The following is a 25,386-nucleotide window of genomic DNA, read 5'->3' on the forward strand; positions in this document are numbered from 1 at the left end:
TCCGGCCTCCTTCAGTCATGTCTGGGACGGTTCACGCGGTGACGTGTCCGGCGCACCGTCGCTGACCTGCACCCCCAGGCGCGGCAGCACCCAGCGGTCGAGGCCCAGCCACCCGGCCACGCGCCACCCCAGCACCAGCCACGTCGCCAGGATGAACAGCAGCGGATTGGTCGAGAGGGTGCCCGCCAGCAGGTAGTTCGCGTTCATCAGGCCGCCCATGAAAGCCGCGATGCCCGTGAACAGCCCCAGGATCAGCGCCACGCCGACCGCGACCTCGCCGAAAGCCACAAGGTAGGAAAACACGGGGGCATTGGGCAGGGCCACGTTCTCGATGAACCACGCATACCACCCGCTGACCTGCGGGGTCTCGCCACTGGCCTTGCCCAGGGCTCCGCGCAGGAACCCCGTGACCGCCTGACCGGCGTTCGCACCCACCCACGCCGGATCACCGACCTTGTGCCAGCCTGACTGGAGCCACGCCCAGCCCACATACAGCCGAAGCGCGAGCCACAGCAGCGACAGTCGGGTATCGGCAAAGAGCAGGCGCGACAGGGCAGTCTCGTGAACGACGGTAGTGGATGCCATGCAGAACCTCCGGGGATGTGCCGCACGTGGCGGCGACATCGCATGGTCACCCCGGCGAATGACGTGGGCATGACCCCTGGCCCAAGCCGTCCTTAGCTGTCGGCCTCTAGGCTGACATCCAGGCGCAGCGCTTCCTGAAGCTGCCGCCGGTATTCGCTACTCGCGATCTCGTAGACGCCCAGCATGGCAAGGTGCGGATTTTGAATCTGCGCGTCCAAGAGCGTGAAGCCCTGAGTGTGCAGGTGCGCGGCCAGCAGGATCAGCGCGGCCTTGCTGCCGTTGGTGACGCGATGGAATTTACTCTCGGCGATGAACGCGCCGCCCAGCGCGATGCCCAGCACCCCCCCGGCGAGCTCGCCGTCCCGCCACGCCTCGAAGGAGTGCACCAGACCCGTGCCGTGCAGGTGCCGGTACAGGTCGGCCAGTTCCGGGCTGATCCACTCGCCGTCGCGTGGGGGGCTGCCGGGCAGGTGACCCCGGCATCCGGCCAGCACCTCCTCGAAGGATGTGTCGATGCGCGGCTCGAAGTGCTTCAGCTCGCGCGCCAGCCGGCGCGATATGTGCAGGCCGCCTTCACGGGTCAGCGGCACGACGGCTCGGCGATCGACCGAATACCACTGCACCCCGTCGCCGTTGTCCATCAGAAATGCCCCCCGGGCGTACCCACGGGCGACCTCCCGGGTGGTGGTGTCCGGGTGGGACAGGAAGTGCCGGGCGGTGGGCACGGCCTAACGCGGGTGCAGCACGGCCTGGGTGCAGCGGAACAGCGCCATGACCTTGCCGGCCGGGTCGCGCACCTCGGCATCCCAGACCTGGGTACTGCGCCCGGCATGGACGGCGCGGGCCTCGCAGGTGATGGTGCCGCTGCGGGCAGTACCCAGATGGTTGCTCTTGAGCTCGATGGTCGTGAAGCCCGCTCCCTCCGGCAGGAGCAGCCGGGTGCCGTAGCCGCACGCGGTGTCGGCCAGTGCGACCACACTGGCCGCGTGCAGGAAGCCGTTCGGGGCCAGGAGCTCGTCCCGCACGGCCAGTGCGGCGCGGATCAGTCCACGCTCCACATGCGTGAACTCGATCCCGATCAGGCCGGGCAGGCGGCCCTCGCCCAGGGCGTTCAGTGCAGCGGTGGTGGGCAGGTCGGACATGGTCGCAGGCTAGTGCATCGGTCCGTGCAGGATCAGCGCGGCCACAGGCGGCCCATCCAGCCGGCCGGGCTGGTGCCCTCGCCGCGCACCCGGAGTTCGAGGTGCAGGTGGGGCCCCGCACTCAGGCCGGTCGTGCCGACCGCGCCCACCCGGTCGCCACGCCGGACACGCTGCCCGGCCTTCACGTCCACGCGGCTCTGGTGGAAATACAGACTCGTCACGCCCGCCCCGTGGTCGATGATCACCAGATTGCCGCGCACCGGCACCTTCCCGGCGAACACGACCGTACCGTCATTCACGGCCAGGACGGCCGTGCCGGTGGGCGCGGGATAGTCCGTGCCGAAGTGGTACGCGACCGGCCCGCCCGCCGAGTACGTGCGAGGCTGCCCGAAGGAGCTGGAGGTCGGGGTGACCCCCCGCAGGGCCGGGGCAAAGGGCTGCGTCCACGCCTGCGGCGTCCGCAGGGCGTAGGCCCGCTCGACGGCGGCCTCCTCGGCCTGGCGGGCGGGATCGGTCAGGACGCCCGTGATCCGGGGCGGCAGGTTCAGATGCTGGATGCGCTGATCCAGGCCGGTCACGGGAATGCGCCCACGCACGTATTCGCTGCCAACCCGTACCTCGTACACGACCGGCGTGGTCTTGCCCAGCACCACGCGGCCCAGCACCCGGTACGCCCCGGCCGCCCCGGTCGGCGTCAGCACCTCATCCGGCTCACGCACGTCCTCGCCGACCTCGCTGGGAAAGCGCACCGTGGCCTGCGCGGCACGGGCGCCGCTGAGCCGCACCGCGAAGGCCTCGCCCATGCGCAGGCTGGCGGGAACCGCGATGTCGACCCCGGCGATCCGGGCGGTGGCGTCGGTCGGGGCGAGCTGCTCGGCCGGCAGTGGGGGCGGCAGGCCCGGCCTGCTGGTCGCCGAGGGCGGCGTGCTGGCCGCAGGCGGGGTTCCAGTACCGACCTTCAGGGTCTGCCCCACGGTCAGTGCGGTTCCGCTCAGACCGTTGAGCGCCTGGAGCTGCGCCACGGTCGTGCGGTACGTGCGCGCGATCGAGTACAGCGTGTCGCCGGGTTTGACGGTGTAGGCCCCGGCCCAGGGGCACAGCAGGGCGGTGAGCAGCAGGACGCGGCGGATCATGCGCGGAGAATACGTCGTGCAGGTGAGAGCCGGCCGCTGCGCGGCCATGTCAGTCCTGCTCCAGGATGAGGGTGACCGGGCCGTCGTTCGTGGCGTCGATGACCATGTGGGCCCCGAACACCCCCTCGCCCACCGGGAGCCCCAGGGCACGCAGGGCGGCGTTGAAGCTCGCGTAGACGGCGCGGGCCTGCTCTGGGGGGGCGGCCCCCAGGAAACTGGGCCGGTTGCCCGACCGCGTGTCGGCATACAGCGTGAACTGGCTGATGCTCAGGATCCCGCCGCCCATGTCGGTCACCGAGTGGTTCATCCGGCCACGGTCGTCCCCGAACACGCGGAGCTTCGCAATGCGGGCTGCCAGACGGGCGGCCGCCGCGCCGTCGTCGCCCGGCGCGACGCCCAGGAACACGAGCAGCCCCGGCCCGGTCTCTCCGGTGACCTCGCCGTCCACCCGGCACACGGCCCGGCTCACGCGCTGAACGGCGGCCCGCACGTCAGTGGTTCAGCCGGGCACGCAGGGCGCCGATGGCCCCGGTCAGCACCTCGGCCTCGGTCAGGTCGAGGTTGCCACGGGTCTTCTCGGCCAGCATGGTCAGCAGCGTCAGGCTGCGGCGGGCGGTCTGTTCCGCGCGGCCCTCGGCGAGCAGGCCGTCGCGGGCCGCGCTGGCGGTGGCGGCGTTCAGGTCGCCCAGCGCGGCCTCGGCCGTGGCCTGCAGCGAGTGGACGAGTCCGATGAAGTCGGGATGCGGCATGCGCCAGAGCATAGCGGCCATGGCACGGCCTGGGGGCATCGGGCGGCCCACCCCGTCACTGGCCCGGGCGCCGGATCAGCCGGGGCGGGTGGACTCGGCCGGGGCCACGGTGTCCAGCCGGGGACGGCGGCTGCGGGCCTCGCGGCGCGACTTCGGATCGAGGCCGACCAGCAGGAAGAAATTCTCCAGGGCGTTCTCGTGACCCTTGATGTCGGGGTGCTCGTGTTCGGCCGTGCCCGTCACGAAGGGCAGGGCCCGGTAGCGTTCAAGGGCGTGTTCGATGACCTCGTCGCTGGCATGGGCCTCGGCGTAACTTCCCAGCGCGGCGTAAATCTCACGGCGGGACTCGGCGTGCTTCAGGAAGGCCTCGGGGTGGGGCGTCTCGGTGGCGCGCAGCATGTCCTGGCGGGCAATACGGCGGTAGTGCTTGAGACCCAGCAGAATCTGCTCCGTGGTCATGGGTTCTTTCATGCGTCCTCCAGCGGTCTGGGATGGTGGCACGGCGCTGATCTGAAGTATAGGAGCGCCGGATCGGAGCGGTGGGCGACCGACCAGAGCGCACCGCCAGCGGCCACACGGCGGATGAGCCTAGCATGAGGAACTCTAAAAGTTCACGTTTGCGCTCCATGACGTGCCCAGCGGGCTCCATCGCCACCGGTGCCGCATGAGCTTTAACGTGAGATGAATGAGCGGGTCTTACCCCCATCTGATGCTCACGACGCATAAACGCCGCATAGGCGCATACGCGAGGGCACTTCCCCCCACAATTAAGGCTGCCAGGATGAAGGTGAGGTAAACTCCGTTCGTCGATGAATGTCTCCCGTGCCCTGCTGACCGCCGCCGCCCTGTGCCTGTCCACCGCCAGCGCCGCCACGTACACCGTCAAGACCGGTGACACCCTGTACTCGATCGCACGGGCCTTGAACACCGATGCGGTCACGCTCATGAAGCTCAACAGGCTGAACAGCAGCACCATCGCGGTCGGTCAGCGACTGCAGACCGGGACGGCCGCGCCCAGCCCGGCACAGCCGGCCCCCACACCCGCCGCCGCACCTGCCCGTGCTGGCGGCGCGTTCATGAAGACGGCCGCCACCCGGTACCTGGGGATCCGCTACGTGCTGGGGGGAACAGGCGGCGGCGGGATCGACTGCAGCGGCTTCACGCTGCGCGTGTTCCAGCAGATGGGCATCTCCCTGCCGCGCACCGCTGCGGCCCAGTGGGCCATGGGCACCCCGGTCAGCCGGCGTGACCTGCGGGCCGGGGATCTGGTCTTCTTCAACACCATGGGCCGTACCGCCAGCCACGTGGGCATCTACCTGGGTGACGGCATGATGGCCGGCGCCAACTCGTACTACGGCAAGACCATGGTCGAGCCGCTGTTCAGCAACCAGTACTGGGCCAGCCGCTACGACGGAGCCCGGCGCGTCCTGAACTGAATCCCTCCTACAGCGTTCATCGACCAGCCCCCGCCCCTCCGGCGGGGGTTCTGCCGTGTCCAGTCTTGTGCGGCACCACGCAGAGGGCGGCCAGCCCGGACACTCCGGATGGCCGCCCCGTGCCCACCGGCGCTACTGCCGGATCACCTGGGCATCTTTCGGCAGCTGGCGCAGGGTGGCCGCTGTCAGCCCGGCGTTGGTCTTGAAGGCCGACACGGTCAGGTCAGCGATCGTCTTGCCGGCCGCGTTGTTGACCTGGAGGCGGGTCGGACGCCACCCCGCCTCGCTGATCCACACCAGCGTGCGGCTGTCTTGACCCGACTTGGGCGTGGCCTCCAGCTGGAAGATGCGCTTGCCGGCCGCGCCGGTGCTGCCCAGCAGCTTCACGTTGTACGAGCTGAGCATCGCCGCCGTGTTGCCCAGCTGCGTGAAGTCCAGACCGGTCAGCCCGGCGTTCCCGGCAGCCTTAGCGGCACTGGTCACCGTGATCTGGTTGGTCAGGTACAGGTACTGCCGAACCTCAGTCTTGTCGGCCACCACGATGTTGTCGGCCAGCGCGTCGGGGGCGGCGAACTGGACGCGGATCAGGTTCTGCGCGGGAATGGTCTTGACCAGCAGGTCGAGTTTCTGCTGGGCGGTATCCAGGGACGCCGTGCCGGCCAGCCGGAAGGAGATGTCCTTGGAGTTCCTCTGGGTGGCGTCGACGCGGTTCACGATGTCCTGTGCGGTCTGGGCGTGGCTCACACCGATCAGCGCAGCCACGAGGGAAGTCAGGAGGTGGGGTCTGATGGTCATGCCCCGAGTATCGTGTCCACGCTCATGAGAAGGCGCGCCTCCCTCTGACGCGGACTTTAGGCTGTGGGGGCCACCCAACTCCGCGTCACGGCTCGCGGCCTGGAAGCTCCAGCCGGTAGGTGGCGCGGGCAGCCACGCCGGCCTGTCCGCTGAGGTCACGCCCCCCGCTGACAGTCAGCCCCAGCGTGCCAGAGCCGACCAACGCGGTGACCTCCACCCCCGCCCGCAGGGGGGTGCCCACCGTGCGCCACGGCTCGTAGGCCCCGTACACGCGCAGCGTGCTGCCCTCGCCCAGCACATCGGCAGCCCCGGCGCTGGCGCTCACGCCCGCGCTGTCCGGGCCGAGCACGCCGTCCAGCCGCAGGTTCAGCCCCTGCGGGGTGCCGTAGCTGACGCCGGCAGTGACCCCCAGCACGTCGCGGCCGGCCCTGGCCCCGACGCGCCACGTGACGGTGCCGCTCACCTCGGTCTCGGGGGGGGCAGCCGGGTCGTCGTCCTCGGCGGGGGGCAGCGTGCGGGTCAGGTCGCGGCGGAGCTCGACGCCCGCCAGACCCTGGGGCTGGGCTCCGAACTCGCCGCCGACCACCGCCACCAGCGTGCGGTTCACGCGGTAGCGGGCCGTGGCGTCGGCCGTCCAGCCCCGGTCACGCTGATCCACCGCCGACTCGCTCCACACGGCCAGCGGATCGACCGCGCCGGCAGAGGCCGTGAAATACGACCCGCCCACATCCAGCGCGACCGGCCCCAGCGTGGCCGTGGCACGGGACGCCAGCCGCACCCCACCGGCGTACGTGACCGCGACACTGCTGGTCGAGGTGACCGCGCCCAGCGGCGCTGCCGCCAGGGTGCGCGTATAGGCGGCATCGACGGCGCGGGTCGAGGCCCCCAGCCGCACCGCGCCTCCCAGCACGCTCAGGTCATCGACGCCCACCCGTGCCCACGCAGATTCCAGCAGCGTGTTGCCGCCCGAGCGGTACGCCACCCCGAAATCCACGCTGGCGGCACCGGCGCTGCCCAGTCCGGCGACGGCCAGCGCACCCAGCACGGCCAACCCCCTGCACCTGTTTCTCAAGACGGTCATGGCCCCGAGCGTAGCAGCGTCCGGATCGGGGCCGTCTTATGGCTCCGGTCAGGTCGGCAGGGTACGCTTGACCCATGCGCCGCTCCCCGACGATGCTCCTCGCCGCCCTGCCCCTGAGTGCCGTGGCCCTGACGGCGTGTGCCCCCACCCAGATCATCCAGGTGCCCACCGTGACGGTGCAGAGCGTGCGCCTGACCCGCCTGTCGCTGCCGGGCGGCTTCGGCGGTACCCCCGTGGCCGACCTCACGTTGAACCTACGGGTGGGCAATCCCAACCCCATCGCGCTGCGGATGGCGAACATCGCCTCGGACGTGATCATCGACGGGAGCACGGTGGGCCGGGTGAACCTGCCGAACGTGGGCGTGCCGGCACGCGGCACGGCCGATCAGGTGGCGAACGTGTCGATCCCGGTGACGCTGAACACCGCCGCCTCGTTCCTGAAGATTGCCCGTGGGCAGCTCGTCACGTACCGGCTGGATGGCGGCTTCACCGCCGACCTGGGTCCGCTGGGCCTCCAGAATTTCGGGCCGTTCACGCTGTCGCAGGGGCAGTGGAAGCAGGAACCGATCCTGCCGTTCTGAACCGTTACCCTGACGCCATGACCACACCGCCCACCGACGACCCGCAGCGTGCGTGGGCCTACCGCCCGGAGCAGCCCCTTGTCGGCACTCCGGGCGGCCCGCTGGACGGCCTGACCTTCAGCGTCAAGGATCTGTACGGAGTGCCCGGCTGGCCGCTGCACGCCAGCACCCGCGCCCCGGTGCCCGATCCCGGCAACAGTACGCTGGTCGCCCGCCTGCTGGAACTGGGAGCCACCGCCACCGGCAAGACCCACCTGCACGAAATCGCCCTGGGCATCACGGGCATGAACGGCCACGGCGGCACCACCCACCCGCACGAGCCCTCGCGGGTGCCCGGCGGGAGTTCCAGTGGCGCGGCCGTGAGCGTGGCCCTGGGTCAGGTCGATTTTGCCCTGGGCACCGACACGGGGGGCAGTATCCGGGTGCCGGCGGCGTGGTGCGGCGTGGTGGGGTTCAAGCCCACGAAGGGCCACCCGGCGTGGAGCACGGACGGCGTCCTGCCCCTGTCGTGGACATGCGACCACGCGGGGCCGCTGGCGCGGGACGTGGCGACGGTCGCGCGGGTGCACAGGGCGCTGACCGGGAGCACCTTCAGTCCACAGGACTGGAACGGCGTGCGGGTCGGCCTGTGGCTGCCGGCGGGCTGGACGGACGACCCCGTACACGCGGCCGTGACCTCCTACGCCCACGAACTGGAGACGCGCGGCGCGACCGTCCAGCCTGTCACCTTCCCCGAGGTGCTGGACGCCTACTCCCCCATCGTCCTGTCCGAGGCCGCCCACGTCCACGCCGACGCGCTGCGGCAGGACGACCCCGGCTTCCTGCCCTTCACGCTGGGGGCGCTGCGGCAAGGGCAGGCGATCAAGGAGGCCGAGTACCGCGCCGCCTTCGATCGCCGCGCCGCGTATGGGGCTCTGCTGGACGGCCTGTTGACCGCCTACGACGTGCTGCTGGCCCCCGCCGTGCCCACCCCGCCCCCGCTGATCGGCCAGGACGAGGTCGACATCGGTGACGGCCGCGTGCCCCTGCGCCGCGCCGTACTGCGCCTGACCGCGCCGTTCAGCCTGCTCGGGGCACCCACCCTGGCCCTGCCCAGCGCGGCCCCGTTCGTCGGCGTGCAGCTGGTCGGACGGCACGGGCAGGACGACCGCCTGCTGGGCCTGGGCCTTGCGCTGGAGGCCGGGAAGTGAGGTGGATCGTCCCCGCTGTGCTGCTCCTGGCGGCGTGTGCCCCCGCTCCGGCCCGGCAGCCCGTCCACACCTTCGAGGGCAGTGCCCGCGTGCTGCTGACCGTCCAGACCTATCGCCTGACCTTCACCGAGAACCGTGTGACCCACGATATCCGGGGCACGCTGGTGAACCGCACGAGCGGCGACGCCTTCCAGGCGACCGGCACACTGCTGCCCGCCACGGACGGCGACCTGCTGACCGCCGACATCAGTGCGGGCGACTCGCCACGCCTGAACGCCACCGTGTTCGGCATCGGCCTGCGCGACGTGCCGCTGAAGGCCGGGGCGCTGCTGAGCGGCACCATCCGGCATGACGCCTTTGCGGGCAGCCTGCGCGTGAACGGCTTCTCGTCGGCACTGAGCATGAAGCGCGTCCAGTAAGTCAGCCCAGCTTCATGAGTGCCCGGTACGCTCCGCCCATGCGCCCACGTGCTGCCCGCGTCCTGCTGCCGATCCTCCTTCCCACCCTCCTCGGCAGCTGCGCCTTCGGCGCGTACCTGAGTCCCCAGACCGCCCTGGAACGCCGTGTGAACGGCCTGTACGAGGGCATCGGCGTGGGCGGCACCGGCCGCGTGCCCTACCGCCTGACCCTGACCATCCAGCAGCGCGAGGGCCGCGCCTCGGCCGTGCTGGTCAACGACGAGAGCCGCAAGAGCTACGCCGGCAGCGGCACCTTCAAGGCCACCGGCAATGGCGGCGCTCTGGAGCTGCGCTTCTTCGAGAACGGCGACCAGCACCGCGCCAACCTGCACGCCACGATCGACGGCATGAAGATCAGCGGCACGCTGCGCACCGTGCTGCTGGGCAAGGAGCTGCTGGGCTACGTGGTCGACCTGAATAAGGTCAGCGACAGCACCGTGGTGCCGGGCGCAGCGGTGCCCACGCCGCAGCCGGTGCCAGCGCAGCCGTGAGGTGGAGAGGTCAGGAGCAAGTTCGACAATTCCAAGGTGACGCTCCGGGTAATCCCCTCCGCCCCTTCGGGGCACCTCCCCTCAAGGGGAGGCAATGATGTTGTGCGTTGGCTGCCCCCAGGGGAGCTGGCACCGAAGGTGACTGAGGGGTTCGCCCGCAGCGCCATTCAACCTGCCACCCGGCCAGTCGTCTCGAAACCTCCGCAGCTGGCCACCACACGGTAAACTCCGGTGTTGCGCCGGGCACTGCCCGGACGGGCCGCCGAATCCATCGGTGAGGCCCAAGGAGTGAGCATGCGAGCACACCTGATCACCTACGGGTGCTCAGTCGTGTGAACGAATTAACAGCCAAATACAGACACTGGTATAAGCGGGGCAAAATTATATGTCCAACCCAACACTAAACAACTTCGCACAATTGTCACTGCAATATTCCCATTAACTGTGGCCTGTTTACTATTTAATATAAAAGCTGCAACGTAGAAAGAAATCGTCGCGAAAAGAAATGACCACGCTCCATGATTGTATTCAAAACCAATCAAATATATGCTTCCAATGTTCTCATGGCAGAATAAAGGCATATTAGCTGGCCAAATAAATGAGATAATCGTTGCCAGCGCAGCGATGATGTAGCCGCAGAAGAGCATAGTTCTCTTGGATGCCGCCAATCTCTTAAAGGCATGCCAAGAAACAATCACTCCAAATGGAAAAGAGCAGATGGCAATAAATAAGGAAAATATACGCAAATTATTAGCATTTGACCCCCAAGGGCCTAACCAAATGACAGTCCAGACAAAAGATGAAACCAACATTTGGCAAATAATCTCGCCTTGTCCCGCGTTTCGGACGATTTCAACGCTGTGACTGATATTTGTCACCTCCGCTTTGATGTGATGATAGTTGGATTCACATTACAAATCACTCACATCGAACGGTCGACGACGCTGACTAAACCCGTGTCCAGCCGCTGATTACCTGGTTCACGGCTGCGATCCCCTGACTGACTCCGGACGTGACGTTGTGGACGTCGCCAGCCACCTGCGGGATGTTGCTCCCGGCCCAGAAATCTTTCTCGTCCAGCGAGCGGCTGAGCTTGTCCGCGATGATGACACTGCCCAGGATGACGGCCAGGCCGACAATGCCAGCGCTGACGAGGATGGTGCGTTCGGTCTTGTTCATGCTTCAGCTCCCCCACCAGCTGGTGGTGTGCAGTTCCGGGTGACGCTGCGCGATGGCGATGGCCGTGGCGCTGTAGGGCCGGTTGCCACCACATCCAAGACAGTGAGGCAACCCTGGGCCACCGTCGCCGCAGGGTAAAATCTGCAACCGCGGCTTACCGCGTATCTGAGCCGCCGAATCCATCGGTCAGGCCTGAGGAGTGTGGTTACTACGAGAGCACACCTGATCACCTACGGGTGCCAGATGAACGAGTACGACACGCATCTGGTGCAGAGCCAGCTCGTGTCGCTGGGCGCGGACATCGTCTCCAGCGTGGACGAGGCCGATGTCGTGCTGATCAACACCTGCGCCGTGCGCGGCAAGCCGGTCGAGAAGGTGCGGTCGCTGCTGGGCGACCTCCGCAAGATCAAGGCGCGGCGGCCGCTGGTGATCGGCCTGATGGGCTGCCTGGCGCAGCTCGACGAGGGCCAGCAGATCGCGCGGGCCTTCGGGGTGGACATCGTGCTGGGGCCGGGCAGCCTGCTGGATATCGGGAGGGCGCTGGAGGGCAACGAGCGCTTCTGGGCGCTGAACTTCCGGGATGAACTGCACGGGCACGTGCCCCCGCCCCCGCAGGGCACCCTGCAGGCACACCTGACGATCATGCGCGGCTGCGACCACCACTGCACGTATTGCATCGTGCCGACCACGCGCGGCCCGCAGGTCAGCCGCTCGCCCGACGACATCCTGCGCGAACTGGACATGCAGCTGGCCGCCGGGGTGCAGGAGGTCACGCTGCTGGGGCAGAACGTGAACGCCTACGGGGTGGATCAGGGCGCGCAGCTCGCCGGGTATCCCAGCTTCGCCAACCTGCTGCGGCTGGTGGGCCAGAGCGGGGTGCGCCGTGTGAAGTTCACGACCAGCCACCCGATGAACTTCACGGAAGATGTGGCTGCCGCCATGGCCGACACCCCCGCCATCTGCGAATTCATCCACCTGCCCGTGCAGAGCGGCAGCAACCGCGTGCTGCGCCGCATGGCCCGCGAATACACCCGCGAGCAGTACCTGAAGCACGTCGCGGACATCCGCCGCCACCTGCCGCACGCGGTGCTGGCGACCGACATCATTGTGGGCTTCCCCGGCGAGACCGAGGACGACTTTCAGGACACGCTGGCCCTGTACGACGAGGTCGGCTACGACAGCGCATACATGTTCATCTACTCGCCGCGCCCCGGCACGCCCAGCTACACGCACTTTGCCGATCTGCCCCGCGAGGTCAAAACTGAGCGCCTGGGCCGGCTGGTCGCCCGCCAGAAGGAATGGAGCGCGCGCAACAACGCCACGAAGGTCGGCACGGTGCAGGAAGTCCTGCTGCGCGGCGACGCGCATTCCAGCGGCTTTCTGGAGGGCCACACGCGCGGCAGCCACCCCACCGTCGTGCCGCATGCCGTGGGGGCCGACCGCCCCGGCGTCTACCGGGTACGGATCGAGCACGCCACGCCGCACATGCTGTATGGCCGTACGGTCGATACGGCGGGCCACGACCTGCCCCTGATTCCGGCCACCGTCGACACGGCCCGGCCCGAGGCGGCGGCCCTGACGGCTCCCCTGCCCATGGCCTGACGCCGGTCAGCCCCGCTACGGCACGTTGAAGGTGATCGCGGGCGCGGCCACGCGCAGGGTGCGGTACTCGCCCGCCGCCTTCCCGGTCGGCGCGACCTTCACGCGCACCACCGCTGTCGGCGACAGCGTGTGCTCGCCGGACGGCAGGTTCAGGATCACGGCTGCCATCACGGTGGCGCCCACCGGCCACGGCTGGGGCGGGAATTTCAGGGTCGAGCACGTCTCCAGCTGCTGGGCCGAGGCCGCCGCGCCGATGCCGCTGCCCGACCCGGCCACCACCACCTCGAACGGCCTGGGGCATGTATTTTCCAGCAGCAGCGGGTGTGGGCCGGCATTGGTCAGGATCACGCTCAACAGGCGCCCCGAAAACGCCGTCTGCGGCACCACGCGGGACTCGGGCGCTGTCATGGTCGGCGCACAGGCCCCCAGAAATCCAATCAACCACACCATCTTCAGGGCACGCACGAACAGAGCTTACTCACCGGAACATGAAAAACCTCAGCGGGCACGGTGACGCGCCGGTCAGCCCTGCCCTCACGTTTTCTCAAGGTCGCATCACGATCCCATCAGGCGGAAAGGTAACATTGGGAACCATGAACAAAATAGCGCTTGGCCTGATCGGTTCGACTGCCCTCCTTGCCAGCTGTGGCATTACACCAGATGGGAGCGGCAGTGTCCGCTTCATCGATCTTCAGACTGAATACACGACGGGCACGTCACCGAGACCCCAATATGTCGGCTGCGACAATATTTCTGGTGCGGCGGCCGGTCGGGCCACCAAAACCCAGGTGGTCGTGAGCTTTGCGACTGGAGGGACGATCACATCTATCCGGGCACAGCTGAAAGGGAAAACCACGGATACAGAGGGAACGGTCTTCGATAAGACGTTCGCACCCTCCGACCCAGGAGTCATCAAAAAATCTGACGGCACCTACCAGATCATCTTCGACGCGGACTCCGCCACTGGAGGTCTGCTGCCTACCGGCATCATCGTCGAACCCAATCCCACAGTGCGCACGCCTCAGCCCGTTACCGCGACCAATAAACAGGGCACTGGTTTCTATGCGGATCTGACGATTACGACCACCACCGGCTCCAAAACCAGCTTGGCGAGCACGATCCTCGGATCGGCGGGTACCATTCCCGTGTACTCAAATTGCACCGTGCAGACTGCCCAGCAGCTCTCCAGATAATCCCGTTTTCGTCGGTGGGTCGGCCTCTGCGCCGGCCCTTCTGCGTTTGCGCTGCCCTCACGATCTCTCAAGGCCACATCACACGGGCATCAGGTTCCGGCGGCACAGTGAGGGTCATGAAGAAACTGATGCTGGCGGCGATGGGACTGACGGGACTTCTGGCGAGCTGTGGCGGCGGGGTCGTCACTGTGGTTGATCCGGTTCGAAACGTGAGCCTTCTGGAATACAAAAGTCAGTATTCGCTTCCCACTGCTTATACCGACACGGCTACGGGCACGGTCTATCCTGCTGGAAGCTCGATTATCTGTGACAACTTCTCCACGAAGCTATCAGCCACGTTGGACTGGGACGGTGATGCGGCGCGTTTTGCTTTCCAGCTCGAAGGAAGCAAGGGTGGGAAAGCAACGGTTCTGACTGGCACTTCAGGCGGTGGAAACGGATACTCTGGCAACCCTTCGATCTTCGAAATAACAGTGGGAGCTGGGGTTGCGCCGCTTTCTGTTAAGGCAGCCGGCCTGAGCGCACAGGCCATTGTCGTTGATCCAGTCAACACCTTCACCGTCAAGGGCGTAACGTTCCTGAATATTCAGGGCCAGAGCCGCGACGGATCAGTCAGTAACGTTGCGCAGAGTGTGCAGGGTATCCCCGTCGCAGACTGCACCAACTAAGGTCTTAATCTCTTATGACGCCGCCCCGCAGCACGTCGGGGCGGCGTTTTCCTATCCCACTCAGGGTTCGCGGATCAGGGGGTGCAGTTCGCCCACGCTGACCAGCGCCAGCCAGTGCAGGGCGCGGCTGGCCGACACGTACAGCAGGCGGCGCTCGTACTCGGTGCTCTCGTCGTAGGTCTCGGCGTTGGCACTGGCGACGATCGCGGCACTGAACTCCAGCCCCTTGGCGAGGTTCACCGGCAGGATGACCAGCCCGCCGGTATAGCGGTGCTCCTGCGTGGTGATGGGCTGGGCATCGGTGTCATGGTCGCGCAGGGCAGCACTCAGGCGGTCGGCATCCACCCCACGCCGCGTGACGATGGCGATGTTGGTATGCCCGGCGGCGCGGGCATCGCGGACGGCCCCGGCCAGCAGGCGCAGTTCGGCGGCCTCGGCGGGGGGGGCGGTGTAGCGCTGCACCTCGGGGCCGTCGCGGTCGACGCCCTGCACCTGGGCGGCGCGGTTGTAGGTGGCGGCGATCCGGGCGCCCAGCTGGGTGATCTGGCGGGTGCTGCGGTAGGTGCGGTTCAGGGTGAGCACCTGCGCACCGGGAAGCTGCGCCTGCACCGCCTCCCACGTGCTGGGGCCCTTGTAGCCGTGCATGCCCTGATTCAGGTCGCCCAGCGCGGTGACATGGCCGGGGCGGGTAGCGCGGGCCAGCAGGGCGTACAGCAGGGGGCTGTAATCCTGCGCCTCGTCGAGCACCACGTGGTCGAAGACCTCCAGCGTGCGGCCCACCGTGCGCCCGATCCCTCCCATGAAGGCCTGCATGGTCAGCATCAGCGGAATCTCGATCACATCGGCCGAGGCCCGGCGCGAGGTGGGAATCCCGCTCAGGGGATCGGTCTGGAGCAGGGCGATCTCGCGCTCGGTCAGCAGGCCACTCACGGCCAGGGCCTCCGGGCTGGCGAGCAGGCGGCGGGTCTCGGTGACGGGCGTGGTGCTGGCGAACACGCGGCCCAGCAGCGCCTGGATCGCCGTGCCGAGCTGCCGCAGCACGGTGGTCTCGGCGTCCTCGGGGACGTTCAGGCGGTGCAGCGCCTCGGCCTCGATCGCCCGTTTCAGGCCGGCACGGTAGCCGTCCAGGGGATCGGCGGCGAACACGTCGCGCAGCAGGCCGTGCAGGTCGGTGTCGGTGATGCTCAGGGTGACGGGGTCACGGCCCGGCACCTCGACCGGCTCCGCGAGGCCGCGACCGGTGATGGCGGCGTTGAAGCGAGTCCACAGGTGGGTGCGGATCACGTCGAGCATCCGGGCGTCGCCTAGCAGCTTGGCGCGCCGCCACGCCAGCGCCCGGCGGGTGTTGTCGCGGTCCGTCAGCAGCAGGCTCAGGGTGCGGTCCGTGACCTCCAGCTTCTCCAGGCCCAGCAGCCCGACCGCCCAGGTCTCGGGCGTGGTCACGTTCACGCCGCTCAGGCCCAGTTCCGGCAGGATGCGCCCGGCGTAGGCGGCAAGCACCTTTTTGGGCATGAGCACCATGCTGGCCTCGGGGCGGACCTGGTGCACGCCCCGGTCGGAATTGGTCAGCCACGCCAGCCGGTGAAAGCCGATGGTGGTCTTGCCGCTGCCCGCCGCCCCCTGGATGATGACCGGGGTGCCGGCCGGAGCCCGCATGGCCGCGTTCTGCTCGGGCTGGAGCGTCTCGACCACGTCGCGCATGCCGGCGGTGCTGCCCTCCTCCAGCCGGCGCAGCAGCACCTCCTCACGGCCCCCGGTGTCGCCGCCGGCGTCCTCGTCGTACAGGTCGGTCACGCGCAGCAGCTGCTTCTGGGTGATGTCCAGCTGACGGCGGCGGCGGATCACCCCGGTGCCGCCCTTGCGCGGTGTCCACCCCAGCACGTCGGAATAGAACAGGCTGCCGACCTCCGAGTCCCACGACACGACCGTGTACGGCCCCTTCACGTCGCGGAAGCCGTGGCGACCGATGTACAGCGTCTGCTCGCGGCCCCCCACGCGCACCTTCAGCGAGCCGAAGTACGGCTCCTTGACGTGCGGCGAGAGCATGGCCGCGTGCTCACCGGCCTCGTCGCCCAGGATGATGCTGGTCTCCAGATCCGCGCCCATCAGGTTGTCGCGGTTCTCCCAGAACTCGATCTGGCGGATCATGGCGGCCACCGTGCCGTCCAGGTGGTCACTCTCGTGGTCGAAGTCGGGGTGTGGGGTGTAGGCAGGAAGCCGGACTGGAGCACGTGAAGACATCCGGCCCAGGATAGCGGCGCAGGGCCGTAATGTCCGGTCACCACGCATGGTCGGGTGGGGCAGATCGTGCTAGCAGAACGCAGAAGCGGGCCGGACAGCCTGCGTCCGGCCCGCCATCCGAGTCTGGACTACTTCGACGGCTGCGTGTCGACCAGCAGGTAGGCGGTCTTGGGGGTGCTGGTGCCGTCGGCAAAGGTGACCTTGACCGGCGTCAGGCCGCCCATGACGGTCTTCAGTGAGGCGATGAGCTCGGGGCTGAGCTTCGACAGGGCTGCGGCTTTCGCTTCAGAGGAGGCGTCGGTGACCGGGGCTTTGTAGTCGGCTGCCACGCTGACCTTGTAGTGCAGGCGGAAGCGCTCGCCGTACTTGACGTTCACCTGCGAGCCGTTGAGCTTGGTCTGGCTCACGACCCGGCCGATGTTGGCCTTCATGAGCGTGACCGTGATTCCCGCCGGGCCGTCCACACTCTTGAGGGTGAACCACGGCGCGTTGACATACGCGTCCGGCACCTTGTCGCCGCTGGAACGCACTCCGCTGTAATCGAAGGAGATCGCATCGAAGTAGCGGTCGTATTCGGTGTCGTCTTCGATCGCCGCGCGGCCGTAGGGCACCGTGACGAACACGGTCTGACCGGGCAGCACCGTGGTCGGCGTCAGGGCGTCCGGCTGCTCGACCGGGAAATCGGCCTGGGTGCCGCGGGCGACGGGCGTGCAGGCGCTGAGCGTGAGCAGGGTGAGGGCGGGAATGACCAGAACAGGAAGGCGTTTCACAGCGTGAACCTAACATGAGGATTGAACAAACCATGCCTCACCTGCGCAGGGCGTCGGGGGGTCTAGGGGGGTGCCAGCGCGGCGGGCCACTGGAGCCGACCGCGTGGCCGAGCCACCTGCTGCGGGGCCGTGCGCCCGCAGCTGACACCTTCCCGTCTGGGATCCCTTGACCGTCTCCCCCGTCCTGGCGCACACTGACGCCCAGGCGTCGATCCGCAGGAGTACCGCGCCGCGTGACCACGAGCGAGCCCGAGACGGTGGAAGTCGGGCGGATCACAGCGCGGGAAGGGCAGCGGGGAGCTGAAGTCACAAAAGTGCCGGTCTGGCCGCAGAACGCGGTGTCCGGAACTGGGGTGGAACCGCGTGGAGTCTTCTGCGTCCCCAGACGAGCGCGCACGACTGCCGCCGTCTGGGGACAGTCGTGTATGGCTCGAACAGGAGCACGTATGCCCGCAACATCGATGGAAGAACTCGTCAGTCTGTGCAAGCGCCGTGGATTCATCTTCCAGGGCAGCGAGATCTACGGCGGCCTCCAGGGGTTCTACGACTACGGCCCGCTGGGCGTGGAGCTGAAGAACAACCTGAAAGCCGCGTGGTGGCGCACCAACGTCTACGAGCGCGACGACATGGAGGGCCTGGACGCCAGCATCATCATGCACCGCATGGTGCTGCGCCACAGCGGCCACGAGGCGACCTTCTCCGACCCGATGGTCGACAACAAGAAGAACAACAAGCGCTACCGGCTCGATCACCTCGTCAAGGATCAGAAGGCCGATGTGATCGCGAAGGTGGCACAGGCCATGGGCCAGAGCGCCGACAACTTCCCGGCCGTGGTGGCCGCCCTGAACGCCAGCCCGGCGCAGGCCTCCGAGGCGCTGCGGGCGGCGGGCGTACGCGATCCGTTCTCCGGCGAGGTCGGGGAGTGGACAGAGCCCAAGCCCTTCAACATGATGTTCAAGACGACCATCGGCCCGGTCGCGGACGACGAGAGCTACGGCTATCTGCGCCCCGAGACCGCGCAGGGCATCTTCACCAATTTCAAGAACGTGGTGGACAGCACCAGCCGTCGCCTGCCCTTCGGGATCGCGCAGATCGGCAAGGCCTTTCGCAACGAGATCACGCCACGCAATTTCATCTTCCGCGTGCGCGAGCTGGAGCAGATGGAGATCGAGTTCTTCTGCGTTCCCGGCACCGACGAGGACTGGCACGCCCACTGGCTCGAAAAGCGCCTGACGTGGTGGGAGGATCAGGGCGTCCCGCGCAGCAAGATCGAGATCCTGGACGTGCCGAAAGAAGACCTCGCGCACTACTCCAAGCGCACCTACGACCTGATGTACGACTACCCCACCCTGGGACACGAGGAAATCGAGGGCATCGCCAACCGCAGCGACTACGACCTGGGCAGCCACACAAAGAACCAGAGTGAGCTGGGCCTCGTGGCGAGCGTCGAGGAGAACAACGACTCGATCGCGAAACTGACCATCCCGCACCCCGAGACGAACAAGCCGGTCGTGCCCTTCGTGATCGAGCCCTCGGCCGGGGTCGACCGCGCGTTCCTGGCCGTGCTCTCCGAGGCGTTCACGAAGGAGACCCTGGAGAACGGCAACGAGCGCATCGTGCTGAAACTCCGGCCGCACCTCGCGCCGATCAAGGTGGCCGTGATTCCGCTGGCCCGCAACCGCGAGGAGATCACGGACGTGGCGAAGAAGATCAAGGCCGACCTCCAGGGGCTGGGCCTGGGCCGCGTGCTGTACGAGGACTCCGGCAACATCGGCAAGGCCTACCGCCGCCACGACGAGGTGGGCACGCCGTTCTGCGTCACCGTGGACTTCGACACCGTGGGCAAGGGCGAGGACGCCGCGCTGGTCGATACCGTGACCGTCCGCGACCGCGACACGCTGGCCCAGGAGCGCGTGAAGATCAGCGACCTGAGCGGGTGGATTCAGGCGAAACTGCGCTGACCTCATGCCCCGTCACGCCGGCGGGGCAACCGGTCTGGACAGTTCCGAGCAGAACGCCCCGCCCCCACAGGAGAGTGGGGGCGGGGCTGGCGTTGATCCGCGGCGAGCGTCAGCCGTTGTGCATTACGCCGGGACGCGGACTGCGCGCCGGCCAGCCAGCCACCACAGCGCCGCGAACAGAAGGGCGGCGGCGGCACACGACAGCGCCACGACGGTGCGGATCAGTTCCACGCTCTTGAGCTGGAGGGGATAGATCCCGTTATCCCGGAGGTAGGTGTCGCTGACATACCGCGCCCCGCTGTCGGTCTGCCCCTCCAGAAACGCGCCCTGATCGCGGATGATCATCACCTGGGGTGAGCCGATGGGCGTGCCGGGGCCGGTGGCCGAGCCGAAGAGGTCGGCGGTGCCCGCCTCGGCCGGCTGGACGAGCTGCACCAGCGTGGCGCTGCGGGTGTAGGTCGCAGCGACCACGACGGTCACGGCCAGCAGTGCCAGCGCGAGCACGGCCAGACCGGCGAACCATGAGCGGAAGCGTTGCACGGAGAGCAGTCCCGCCGACCTTACTTGTTGCTGGCGATGAACTTCAGCGAGATCGCCAGGGTGTCGCTGACCTGGTTCGGAATCCGGGCGTTCGTGACCTTGTGGTCGCTGAGCTTGACCTTGAACGCGGTAGACACGGCCAGCACATCACCCTTGGCACCCGCCGCCCGCGTGGCGTCGCTGGCCGGGGTCAGTTTCACAGTCGCCCGGCTGGTGACGGGCCGGGTCACGCCATTCAGCGTCAGGTTGCCGATCACGTCGTACTGGTCGCCCGAGACGTGCTTCACGCCGGTCGTCTCGAACACGATGGCCGGGGTCTTGTCGAAGTTCAGCCACGCCTCCGAGCGCATGTGGCCGTCACGAGCGGTCATGCCGGTCTTGATGCTGGCCCCGTTCACCGTGACCTTGCCGCTGCCCACCTTCGCCGCCGAGTCGAAACTGAGGGTGCCGCTGACCTCGGGCGTCCGCGCCACGATGTTCTCGACCACGGTGCTGCTCTCGGCGGTCATCAGGTTCAGGGTGGGGTTGGAGATGACCGTGTAGGTCACGGGCGCGGCGGTGGCCATGCTGCCCAGCAGGAGCATCAGCGGCAACGCGTTTCTAGGCGATGTCTTCATGGTGTTCCTCCAAGTCGGGGTGACAGGGCGAGGTCATGCACTGCAATCCCAAGCACTTTTAAAAACCGACTGAGGGAAGTGTAAAGAGTGTGTCTGAGGACGCGGTGTGCCGGTCTGTCCGACCAAGGTCGGAACATGGACTGTCGTCAGGGAGCCGGAATCAACGAGATAACGAGCGGTGAATGCCCTCGATCTTACCTACCCGATGGCCTCTTTCACCGTGCCGCGCAGCTTCGGCGGGTACATGACCGCGAACTGGCCGTGGTGGTCGGCCCAGACGCGGGTGAAATCGGCGTAGCCCATCTTCACGTAGCCCAGCAGGGGATCCATCAGGTACACCACGCGGGTGGCGTCGTCGTAGCCCGATACCACGCGCCAATGGGGAATCACGCGGCCCTGCGCCGTGATGTGCGATTGCAGGGCGATCAGCGGCAGCCCCCGCCGGATCGCGGCCCGCACGGTGTCCAGCGAGCCGCCGGAGTACAGCCGGGCCTGCATACCCACCATGGGGGCAAACGTGACGATGGCCTGCGCGGTCATGTACGAGCGGTCACTGGGGCGGGTGTAGCGGCTGACCTCGGCCTGGGAGACGTTCAGGCCGAAGTATGCGAGCACCTGCGAGATGCTGGCCGGGCCGCAGGCGTTGTAGGTCTGCCGGACGAGCGGCATGCCCTGGAGGACATAGCCGGTCGGCGTGGGAGCGGCGGCGACCGCCGTGCCGAGCACGAACAGGGTCAGGAGCATACGCAGGAGCGGCACCGGGTCAGGGTACCCACGGTGCCGTCACGCCAATCTGTCAGTGGGCCGGGATGGCCGGGCTACACCCGCGTCAGATCCTTGGGCAGCGGCAGGAACTCGATCTCGGGGTGCTGCTCGGCGGTGTATTCGAGGTCGTATCGGCTGCGGAACAGCATGACCGGGCGGCCCTGGTCGTCCTCGACGTGGCGGGCAAAGCGGGCCACGCTGGTCGGATCGCCCGCCAGCCAGCGCACGAGCTGGTAGCCCGTGATGTTCAGCTCGACATCCACGCCGTATTCCTCCAGCAGCCGGGCCTGGAAGACCTCGAACTGGAGCGGGCCGACGGCCCCCAGATAGGGATCGCGGGCACCGTCGGTCGGGTAGAAGACCTGCACGACGCCTTCCTCGGAGAGCTGCGCAATGCCCTTCATGAACGCCTTGCGCTTGCCGACGTCCTTGAGGCCCAGCGTGGCGAAGGTCTCGGGCGTGAAGCGCGGGAAGCTGGGGAGCTGCACCTTGGCGTCCACACTGACCACGTCGCCGATCTGGAACACGCCGGGGTTCACGAGGCCGACGATGTCGCCGGGATACGCCTCCTCGACCTTCTCGCGGTCCTGGGCGAACAGGGTGTGCGCCTGCGACAGCCGCAGCTTGCGCCCGGTGCGGGTGTGGGTCACGTCCATGCCGCGCTCGAAATGGCCACTCATGACCCGCATGAAGGCCGTCCGGTCGCGGTGGGCGCGGCTCATGTTCGCCTGCAGCTTGAAGATGAAGCCCGCGAAGCCCGCCTCCGGGGCGCGGTCGCCCAGGGTGGTGTCGGTCGGGCCGGGGGGCGGCGCGAGTTCCACGAAGTTCGCCAGGAAGTGCTCCACGCCGAAGTTGTTCATGGCGCTGCCGAAGAACACGGGCGTGAGTTCGCCGTTCAGGAAGCCGGACGGGTCGAATTCGGGCATCGCCGCCTGGATGAGTTCCACGTCCTCGCGGAGCTTGGCGGCCAGGTCTCGGCCCACCAGATCATCGAGCTTCGGATCATCCAGACCCGAGGTCTGCATGGGGGCCCGGTGCTTGCCGCCCGACGTGCGCTCGAAGGCCAGCACCTGCGAGGTCTGGAGGTCATACACACCCTTGAAGTCCGGCCCATCCCCGATGGGCCAGGTCATGGGCACGGCGGTGATGCTCAGGACATTTTCCAGCTGCGCCAGCAGGTCGAAGGGATCGAGCGCCGGACGATCCATCTTGTTGATGAAGGTCAGGATCGGGATGTGGCGGTTGCGGCACACGGCGAACAGCTTCTCGGTCTGCGTCTGGACGCCACGGGCACCGTCGAGCACCATCAGGGCGCTGTCGGCGGCGGTCAGGGTGCGGTAGGTGTCCTCGCTGAAATCCTGGTGCCCCGGCGTGTCCAGCAGGTTGATGTGGCGGCCCTGATACTCGAAGGTCAGCGCGGACGAGCTGATCGAGATACCGCGCTGCTGTTCGATGGTCATCCAGTCGGACTTGGTGTGGGAACGCCCTTCCTTGGCGGTGACGCTGCCCGCCTCCTGAATCGCGCCTCCGTACAGGAGCAGCTTCTCGGTGATGGTCGTCTTCCCGGCGTCCGGGTGCGAGATGATGGCGAAGGTGCGGCGGCGGGCAATCTCGTGCCCCAGCGCGGCTGGGTTGGCTTCGGGTGAGGTCATGGGTACTCCTGCGGGCCTGCTCCTGCGTGTCGGCCCGGACGTGGTGCGGTCGTCGGTGGGAATGCGTTCTCGACTCTCGCTAGGGTGGCGTGAGGAGAACGGTCATGCCCCCATGATACCGCGCCCGGCGCGGGGAGCGAAGGCGGAGTAGATCACCGTGCACGCCCTGGCACGCACCACCAGACGGCGCGTCCTCGTCCCGCACAGGGATCAGGTGCTCCGAGGTGCCCGGCACAGGAGACTCCCAGGCCGAGGCTGGGAGCACTCTGGATAGCCAGGACGCCTGTTCTGCCACCCAGGCCCGCTAACAACGGCACTGAATCTGATCCGCGTCACCATACCCGGTGGGAGGTAACCGCTGCCGGGCCGAGTACACCGTCAGAGCGGTATCGACCACTCACAATCACATGAACATCCTGAACCACTCCTCACACTCCGGCGGTATGGTCTGCGGAGCACCGACCACAACTGGAGGCACCATGAAGAAGAACGTACTGGCGTCCGTTTTTGCCGTTTCCCTGTCCCTGACCCTCGCCGCGTGTGGACAGCAGACCACCGCGCCCGCCTCCACGGATGCCACCCTGGGTGCCCAGGCGGTTCACGGCAGCCAGCGCCTCGTGGTCGTGTTCCGGAATGGCAAGCTGCCCGCCGACGCCTCGGCCCGCATCACGAAGGCCGGCGGGAAGGTCACGAAGGCCATCGGGAACGCCGGGGTCGCGACCATCACCGGCACGGCCGCGACCCGCGCAGCGCTGGAGAAGGACACCGCCGTGCTGGCGGTCGGCATCGAGCACCGCTATGAGCTGCCGAAGAACACGGATCGCGTCCTGGCCACGGCCGCGAACACCGGTGGGGCCTTCAGCGTGACGGCTGCCGATACCCTCTACGGCTACCAGTGGGACATGCGCCGGATCGGTGCCCAGGTGGCCGCCGAGCGGGTCGGTGCCGCACAGACGAAGGTGACGGTGGGGGTGCTGGACACCGGCGTCATGAGCGACCACCCGGACATGGTCGGGCAGCTCGCGTTCAGCAAGGGCACCAACTACTGCCAGGAGACCGGCCGGGACGGCACGACCGGGTATCCGGTGTACAGCAGGTACATCGACTTCGACGCCCACCCCAACTGGAGTGAGGCCGACGGCTGCGCCACCACCACCGTCACCTACGAGGATCACGGCACCCACGTGGCCGGCACCGTAGCCGGGAAGGCAGGCGGCGGCGGCATCATCGGCGTGGCCCCCGGCGTGAAGATCGCGGCGTACAAGGTGTTCGACCGCTACCGCTACACCGACACCGACGGCAGCATTGTGGACGCCGTGGGCGGCTTCGACGGGCCCATCTTCGACGCGATCATCGATGCGGCCAACCGTGGCGTGAACGTCATCAACATGAGCCTCGGGGGCACCCTCGACCGCTCGAACCGGGACGACAACGCCTCGTGGCTCGCGTGGCAGCGCGTCATGAACTATGCCGACAAGAAGGGCACCCTGATCATCGCGTCGGCCGGGAATGCCGCCGAGAACTCGAACGGCAACATCGCTCACATCCCGTCGGACGTGCCGGGCATCATGTCGGTCTCGGCAACCGGCGTGACCGCGCTGAAGACCGTCGGCGGCCAGCTCGTCGCGAACGGCCCGGACGTCCTGGCGTTCTACTCGAACTACGGGGCCAGCACGGACATCGCCGCGCCCGGTGGTGACTGCGGCACGAACCCGGCCAACGGCCTGTCGTGGTGCGACGCCGTGAACCGCCCCAACCGCCCGGCGACGTACTTCTACCACCTGATCCTGTCGAGCGTGATCGACTACACGACCGGCGCTCCTGCGTACGCGTGGTTTGCCGGCACCAGCATGGCCAGCCCGCACGTGGCCGGCGTGGCGGCGCTCGTCAAGGCGCAGCACCCCGAATTCAGCACCAACCAGCTCAAGGCGTACCTGAAGCGCAGCGCCGAGAACGTGGGCCAGAAGCAGACCTTCGGCAGCGGCCTCGCCAACGCCGATCTCGCCACCCGCTGAGGCATTCAAGACGCAGGCCGCCCGCTCCATATAGAGCGGGCGGCCTGGCCGCTGGATGAGTCCTGGGACTACGGCGTGCCGACCTCATGGCCGTCATCGCGCTGCTCCAGGCGGAAGCCGTGCGGCAGGAAGTCGCGCACCAGCCCGCTGACCACATGCCCGTGCTGGTTCACGCACACCACGCGGGCGTCCGGGGCGAATTCGAAGAGCACCTGTCGGCACGCGCCGCACGGACTGGCCGGGGGGGTCGCCTCGGAGTACACGACGATGTCGGTGAACGACCGGGCACCAGCCGTGGCCATGGCCTGTACGGCGCTCTGTTCGGCACAGCGGCCCAGGCCGTAGCTGGCGTTCTCGACGTTCACGCCCCGGAAGACCTGACCGTCGGCGGTGCGCAGGGCGGCCCCGACGCGAAAGCGGCTGTACGGAGCATAGGCGCGGGCGAAGGCCGCCCGCGCCGCCTCCAGCAGGGCGGCGTCCGGGATCACGTTCAGGGCGTTGTCGTGTGCGTGGTCAGGCGTGGGCTGTTCAGGAGTGGGCAT

General features: G+C 67.7%; 28 protein-coding genes. 10 read left to right on the forward strand and 18 right to left on the reverse strand.

Annotated features, from left to right (window positions below):
* Positions 1–15 precede the first annotated feature (15 nt).
* The 7 genes from U2P90_RS11780 to U2P90_RS11810 form a co-directional block, all read right to left on the reverse strand.
* Positions 16–585 carry a DoxX family membrane protein gene (locus U2P90_RS11780; RefSeq protein ID WP_322472263.1) on the reverse strand — a complete coding sequence of 190 codons (570 nt, stop codon included), beginning with the start codon at positions 583–585 and terminating at the stop codon, positions 16–18.
* Positions 586–677: 92 nt separating this feature from the next.
* Positions 678–1,310 carry a leucyl/phenylalanyl-tRNA--protein transferase gene (aat, locus tag U2P90_RS11785; RefSeq protein ID WP_322472264.1) on the reverse strand — a complete coding sequence of 211 codons (633 nt, stop codon included), beginning with the start codon at positions 1,308–1,310 and terminating at the stop codon, positions 678–680.
* Between the two features lie 3 nt (positions 1,311–1,313).
* On the reverse strand, positions 1,314–1,727 hold the full coding sequence (locus U2P90_RS11790; protein WP_322472265.1) for a PaaI family thioesterase: 414 nt from the start codon (positions 1,725–1,727) through the stop codon (positions 1,314–1,316).
* Between the two features lie 32 nt (positions 1,728–1,759).
* Entirely contained in the window at positions 1,760–2,860 is a 1,101-nt protein-coding gene (locus U2P90_RS11795) for a peptidoglycan DD-metalloendopeptidase family protein (RefSeq protein WP_322472266.1), read from the reverse strand.
* A 49-nt stretch (positions 2,861–2,909) separates the two neighbouring features.
* Complete coding sequence (gene dtd, locus U2P90_RS11800) at positions 2,910–3,350, reverse strand: D-aminoacyl-tRNA deacylase (protein ID WP_322472267.1); 441 nt, start codon at positions 3,348–3,350, stop codon at positions 2,910–2,912.
* A 1-nt stretch (position 3,351) separates the two neighbouring features.
* The gene (locus U2P90_RS11805; RefSeq protein ID WP_295822105.1) at positions 3,352–3,609 is read right to left on the reverse strand and encodes a DUF1844 domain-containing protein; all 258 of its coding nucleotides are present in this window, start codon (positions 3,607–3,609) and stop codon (positions 3,352–3,354) included.
* A 75-nt stretch (positions 3,610–3,684) separates the two neighbouring features.
* On the reverse strand, positions 3,685–4,080 hold the full coding sequence (locus U2P90_RS11810; protein ID WP_295822103.1) for a hypothetical protein: 396 nt from the start codon (positions 4,078–4,080) through the stop codon (positions 3,685–3,687).
* 338 nt (positions 4,081–4,418) lie between these two features.
* Between U2P90_RS11810 and U2P90_RS11815 the strand changes: the two genes are divergently transcribed.
* Positions 4,419–5,045, forward strand: a complete 627-nt coding sequence (locus U2P90_RS11815; RefSeq protein ID WP_322472268.1) for a C40 family peptidase — start codon at positions 4,419–4,421, stop codon at positions 5,043–5,045.
* 132 nt (positions 5,046–5,177) lie between these two features.
* Here U2P90_RS11815 and U2P90_RS11820 read toward each other — a convergent pair whose 3' ends face one another.
* Positions 5,178–5,840 carry an outer membrane lipoprotein carrier protein LolA gene (locus U2P90_RS11820; RefSeq protein WP_322472269.1) on the reverse strand — a complete coding sequence of 221 codons (663 nt, stop codon included), beginning with the start codon at positions 5,838–5,840 and terminating at the stop codon, positions 5,178–5,180.
* A gap of 85 nt (positions 5,841–5,925) precedes the next feature.
* Positions 5,926–6,921: a hypothetical protein gene (locus U2P90_RS11825; RefSeq protein ID WP_322472270.1), complete on the reverse strand. Its 996-nt coding sequence runs from the start codon at positions 6,919–6,921 to the stop codon at positions 5,926–5,928.
* Positions 6,922–6,995: 74 nt separating this feature from the next.
* Between U2P90_RS11825 and U2P90_RS11830 the strand changes: the two genes are divergently transcribed.
* The 4 genes from U2P90_RS11830 to U2P90_RS11845 are packed head-to-tail and all read left to right on the forward strand — an operon-like array spanning position 6,996 to position 9,641.
* Complete coding sequence (locus U2P90_RS11830) at positions 6,996–7,502, forward strand: LEA type 2 family protein (protein ID WP_322472271.1); 507 nt, start codon at positions 6,996–6,998, stop codon at positions 7,500–7,502.
* Between the two features lie 17 nt (positions 7,503–7,519).
* A complete protein-coding gene (locus U2P90_RS11835) occupies positions 7,520–8,692 on the forward strand; it encodes an amidase (RefSeq protein ID WP_322472272.1) in 1,173 nt (390 codons plus the stop codon).
* The gene (locus U2P90_RS11840; protein WP_322472273.1) at positions 8,689–9,111 is read left to right on the forward strand and encodes a hypothetical protein; all 423 of its coding nucleotides are present in this window, start codon (positions 8,689–8,691) and stop codon (positions 9,109–9,111) included. The genes U2P90_RS11835 and U2P90_RS11840 overlap by 4 nt, the downstream gene beginning before the upstream one ends.
* Positions 9,112–9,149: 38 nt before the next feature.
* Positions 9,150–9,641: a hypothetical protein gene (locus U2P90_RS11845; protein WP_322472274.1), complete on the forward strand. Its 492-nt coding sequence runs from the start codon at positions 9,150–9,152 to the stop codon at positions 9,639–9,641.
* 948 nt (positions 9,642–10,589) lie between these two features.
* On the opposite strand, the gene U2P90_RS11850 is transcribed toward U2P90_RS11845, so the two are convergent.
* Positions 10,590–10,820, reverse strand: coding sequence for a hypothetical protein (locus U2P90_RS11850; RefSeq protein WP_322472275.1), 231 nt, complete (start codon positions 10,818–10,820; stop codon positions 10,590–10,592).
* Positions 10,821–11,021: 201 nt separating this feature from the next.
* Here U2P90_RS11850 and miaB point away from each other — a divergent pair, with 201 nt between their 5' ends.
* Positions 11,022–12,422 carry a tRNA (N6-isopentenyl adenosine(37)-C2)-methylthiotransferase MiaB gene (miaB, locus tag U2P90_RS11855; RefSeq protein WP_322472276.1) on the forward strand — a complete coding sequence of 467 codons (1,401 nt, stop codon included), beginning with the start codon at positions 11,022–11,024 and terminating at the stop codon, positions 12,420–12,422.
* 15 nt (positions 12,423–12,437) lie between these two features.
* On the opposite strand, the gene U2P90_RS11860 is transcribed toward miaB, so the two are convergent.
* Complete coding sequence (locus U2P90_RS11860; protein WP_322472277.1) at positions 12,438–12,887, reverse strand: hypothetical protein; 450 nt, start codon at positions 12,885–12,887, stop codon at positions 12,438–12,440.
* Positions 12,888–12,910: 23 nt separating this feature from the next.
* Here U2P90_RS11860 and U2P90_RS11865 point away from each other — a divergent pair, with 23 nt between their 5' ends.
* Both U2P90_RS11865 and U2P90_RS11870 read left to right on the forward strand, forming a co-directional pair.
* Positions 12,911–13,615, forward strand: a complete 705-nt coding sequence (locus tag U2P90_RS11865) for a hypothetical protein (RefSeq protein WP_322472278.1) — start codon at positions 12,911–12,913, stop codon at positions 13,613–13,615.
* Positions 13,616–13,731: 116 nt separating this feature from the next.
* Complete coding sequence (locus U2P90_RS11870; protein WP_295817632.1) at positions 13,732–14,283, forward strand: hypothetical protein; 552 nt, start codon at positions 13,732–13,734, stop codon at positions 14,281–14,283.
* Positions 14,284–14,343: 60 nt separating this feature from the next.
* On the opposite strand, the gene U2P90_RS11875 is transcribed toward U2P90_RS11870, so the two are convergent.
* Both U2P90_RS11875 and U2P90_RS11880 read right to left on the reverse strand, forming a co-directional pair.
* Positions 14,344–16,524: a HelD family protein gene (locus U2P90_RS11875; protein WP_322472279.1), complete on the reverse strand. Its 2,181-nt coding sequence runs from the start codon at positions 16,522–16,524 to the stop codon at positions 14,344–14,346.
* Positions 16,525–16,652: 128 nt separating this feature from the next.
* Positions 16,653–17,294 (reverse strand): hypothetical protein, encoded by a 642-nt coding sequence (locus U2P90_RS11880; RefSeq protein WP_295817630.1) that lies wholly within the window; start codon positions 17,292–17,294, stop codon positions 16,653–16,655.
* A gap of 446 nt (positions 17,295–17,740) precedes the next feature.
* On the opposite strand from U2P90_RS11880, the gene U2P90_RS11885 reads away from it, so the two are divergent.
* Complete coding sequence (locus U2P90_RS11885; protein ID WP_322472280.1) at positions 17,741–19,255, forward strand: glycine--tRNA ligase; 1,515 nt, start codon at positions 17,741–17,743, stop codon at positions 19,253–19,255.
* 123 nt (positions 19,256–19,378) lie between these two features.
* Here the strand turns inward: U2P90_RS11885 and U2P90_RS11890 are convergent, their stop codons facing one another.
* The 4 genes from U2P90_RS11890 to U2P90_RS11905 all read right to left on the reverse strand — a co-directional run bounded on the left by U2P90_RS11890 (position 19,379) and on the right by U2P90_RS11905 (position 22,829).
* Positions 19,379–19,795, reverse strand: a complete 417-nt coding sequence (locus tag U2P90_RS11890; RefSeq protein WP_322472281.1) for a hypothetical protein — start codon at positions 19,793–19,795, stop codon at positions 19,379–19,381.
* 20 nt (positions 19,796–19,815) lie between these two features.
* Positions 19,816–20,412: a YceI family protein gene (locus U2P90_RS11895; protein ID WP_322472282.1), complete on the reverse strand. Its 597-nt coding sequence runs from the start codon at positions 20,410–20,412 to the stop codon at positions 19,816–19,818.
* Between the two features lie 198 nt (positions 20,413–20,610).
* Entirely contained in the window at positions 20,611–21,171 is a 561-nt protein-coding gene (locus U2P90_RS11900; RefSeq protein WP_322472283.1) for a C39 family peptidase, read from the reverse strand.
* 59 nt (positions 21,172–21,230) lie between these two features.
* The gene (locus U2P90_RS11905; protein ID WP_322472284.1) at positions 21,231–22,829 is read right to left on the reverse strand and encodes a peptide chain release factor 3; all 1,599 of its coding nucleotides are present in this window, start codon (positions 22,827–22,829) and stop codon (positions 21,231–21,233) included.
* 479 nt (positions 22,830–23,308) lie between these two features.
* Here U2P90_RS11905 and U2P90_RS11910 point away from each other — a divergent pair, with 479 nt between their 5' ends.
* Positions 23,309–24,844, forward strand: coding sequence for a S8 family serine peptidase (locus U2P90_RS11910; RefSeq protein ID WP_322472285.1), 1,536 nt, complete (start codon positions 23,309–23,311; stop codon positions 24,842–24,844).
* Between the two features lie 68 nt (positions 24,845–24,912).
* Here the strand turns inward: U2P90_RS11910 and cdd are convergent, their stop codons facing one another.
* Positions 24,913–25,386, reverse strand: coding sequence for a cytidine deaminase (gene cdd, locus U2P90_RS11915; RefSeq protein ID WP_322472286.1), 474 nt, complete (start codon positions 25,384–25,386; stop codon positions 24,913–24,915).

Origin of the sequence: Deinococcus sp. AB2017081, assembly GCF_034440735.1 — a bacterium.
GTDB classification, from domain to species: domain Bacteria; phylum Deinococcota; class Deinococci; order Deinococcales; family Deinococcaceae; genus Deinococcus; species Deinococcus rufus.

Coding starts and splice junctions, on each gene's coding strand:
- U2P90_RS11780 (WP_322472263.1), bottom strand. CDS start 585: ATGGCATCCACTACCGTCGTTCACGAGACTGCCCTGTCGCGCCTGCTC.
- U2P90_RS11790 (WP_322472265.1), bottom strand. CDS start 1,727: ATGTCCGACCTGCCCACCACCGCTGCACTGAACGCCCTGGGCGAGGGC.
- U2P90_RS11795 (WP_322472266.1), bottom strand. CDS start 2,860: ATGATCCGCCGCGTCCTGCTGCTCACCGCCCTGCTGTGCCCCTGGGCC.
- U2P90_RS11805 (WP_295822105.1), bottom strand. CDS start 3,609: ATGCCGCATCCCGACTTCATCGGACTCGTCCACTCGCTGCAGGCCACG.
- U2P90_RS11810 (WP_295822103.1), bottom strand. CDS start 4,080: ATGAAAGAACCCATGACCACGGAGCAGATTCTGCTGGGTCTCAAGCAC.
- U2P90_RS11815 (WP_322472268.1), top strand. CDS start 4,419: ATGAATGTCTCCCGTGCCCTGCTGACCGCCGCCGCCCTGTGCCTGTCC.
- U2P90_RS11820 (WP_322472269.1), bottom strand. CDS start 5,840: ATGACCATCAGACCCCACCTCCTGACTTCCCTCGTGGCTGCGCTGATC.
- U2P90_RS11825 (WP_322472270.1), bottom strand. CDS start 6,921: ATGACCGTCTTGAGAAACAGGTGCAGGGGGTTGGCCGTGCTGGGTGCG.
- U2P90_RS11830 (WP_322472271.1), top strand. CDS start 6,996: ATGCGCCGCTCCCCGACGATGCTCCTCGCCGCCCTGCCCCTGAGTGCC.
- U2P90_RS11835 (WP_322472272.1), top strand. CDS start 7,520: ATGACCACACCGCCCACCGACGACCCGCAGCGTGCGTGGGCCTACCGC.
- U2P90_RS11845 (WP_322472274.1), top strand. CDS start 9,150: ATGCGCCCACGTGCTGCCCGCGTCCTGCTGCCGATCCTCCTTCCCACC.
- U2P90_RS11850 (WP_322472275.1), bottom strand. CDS start 10,820: ATGAACAAGACCGAACGCACCATCCTCGTCAGCGCTGGCATTGTCGGC.
- U2P90_RS11865 (WP_322472278.1), top strand. CDS start 12,911: ATGAAAAACCTCAGCGGGCACGGTGACGCGCCGGTCAGCCCTGCCCTC.
- U2P90_RS11870 (WP_295817632.1), top strand. CDS start 13,732: ATGAAGAAACTGATGCTGGCGGCGATGGGACTGACGGGACTTCTGGCG.
- U2P90_RS11875 (WP_322472279.1), bottom strand. CDS start 16,524: ATGTCTTCACGTGCTCCAGTCCGGCTTCCTGCCTACACCCCACACCCC.
- U2P90_RS11885 (WP_322472280.1), top strand. CDS start 17,741: ATGCCCGCAACATCGATGGAAGAACTCGTCAGTCTGTGCAAGCGCCGT.
- U2P90_RS11895 (WP_322472282.1), bottom strand. CDS start 20,412: ATGAAGACATCGCCTAGAAACGCGTTGCCGCTGATGCTCCTGCTGGGC.
- U2P90_RS11905 (WP_322472284.1), bottom strand. CDS start 22,829: ATGACCTCACCCGAAGCCAACCCAGCCGCGCTGGGGCACGAGATTGCC.
- U2P90_RS11910 (WP_322472285.1), top strand. CDS start 23,309: ATGAAGAAGAACGTACTGGCGTCCGTTTTTGCCGTTTCCCTGTCCCTG.
- cdd (WP_322472286.1), bottom strand. CDS start 25,386: ATGCCCACTCCTGAACAGCCCACGCCTGACCACGCACACGACAACGCC.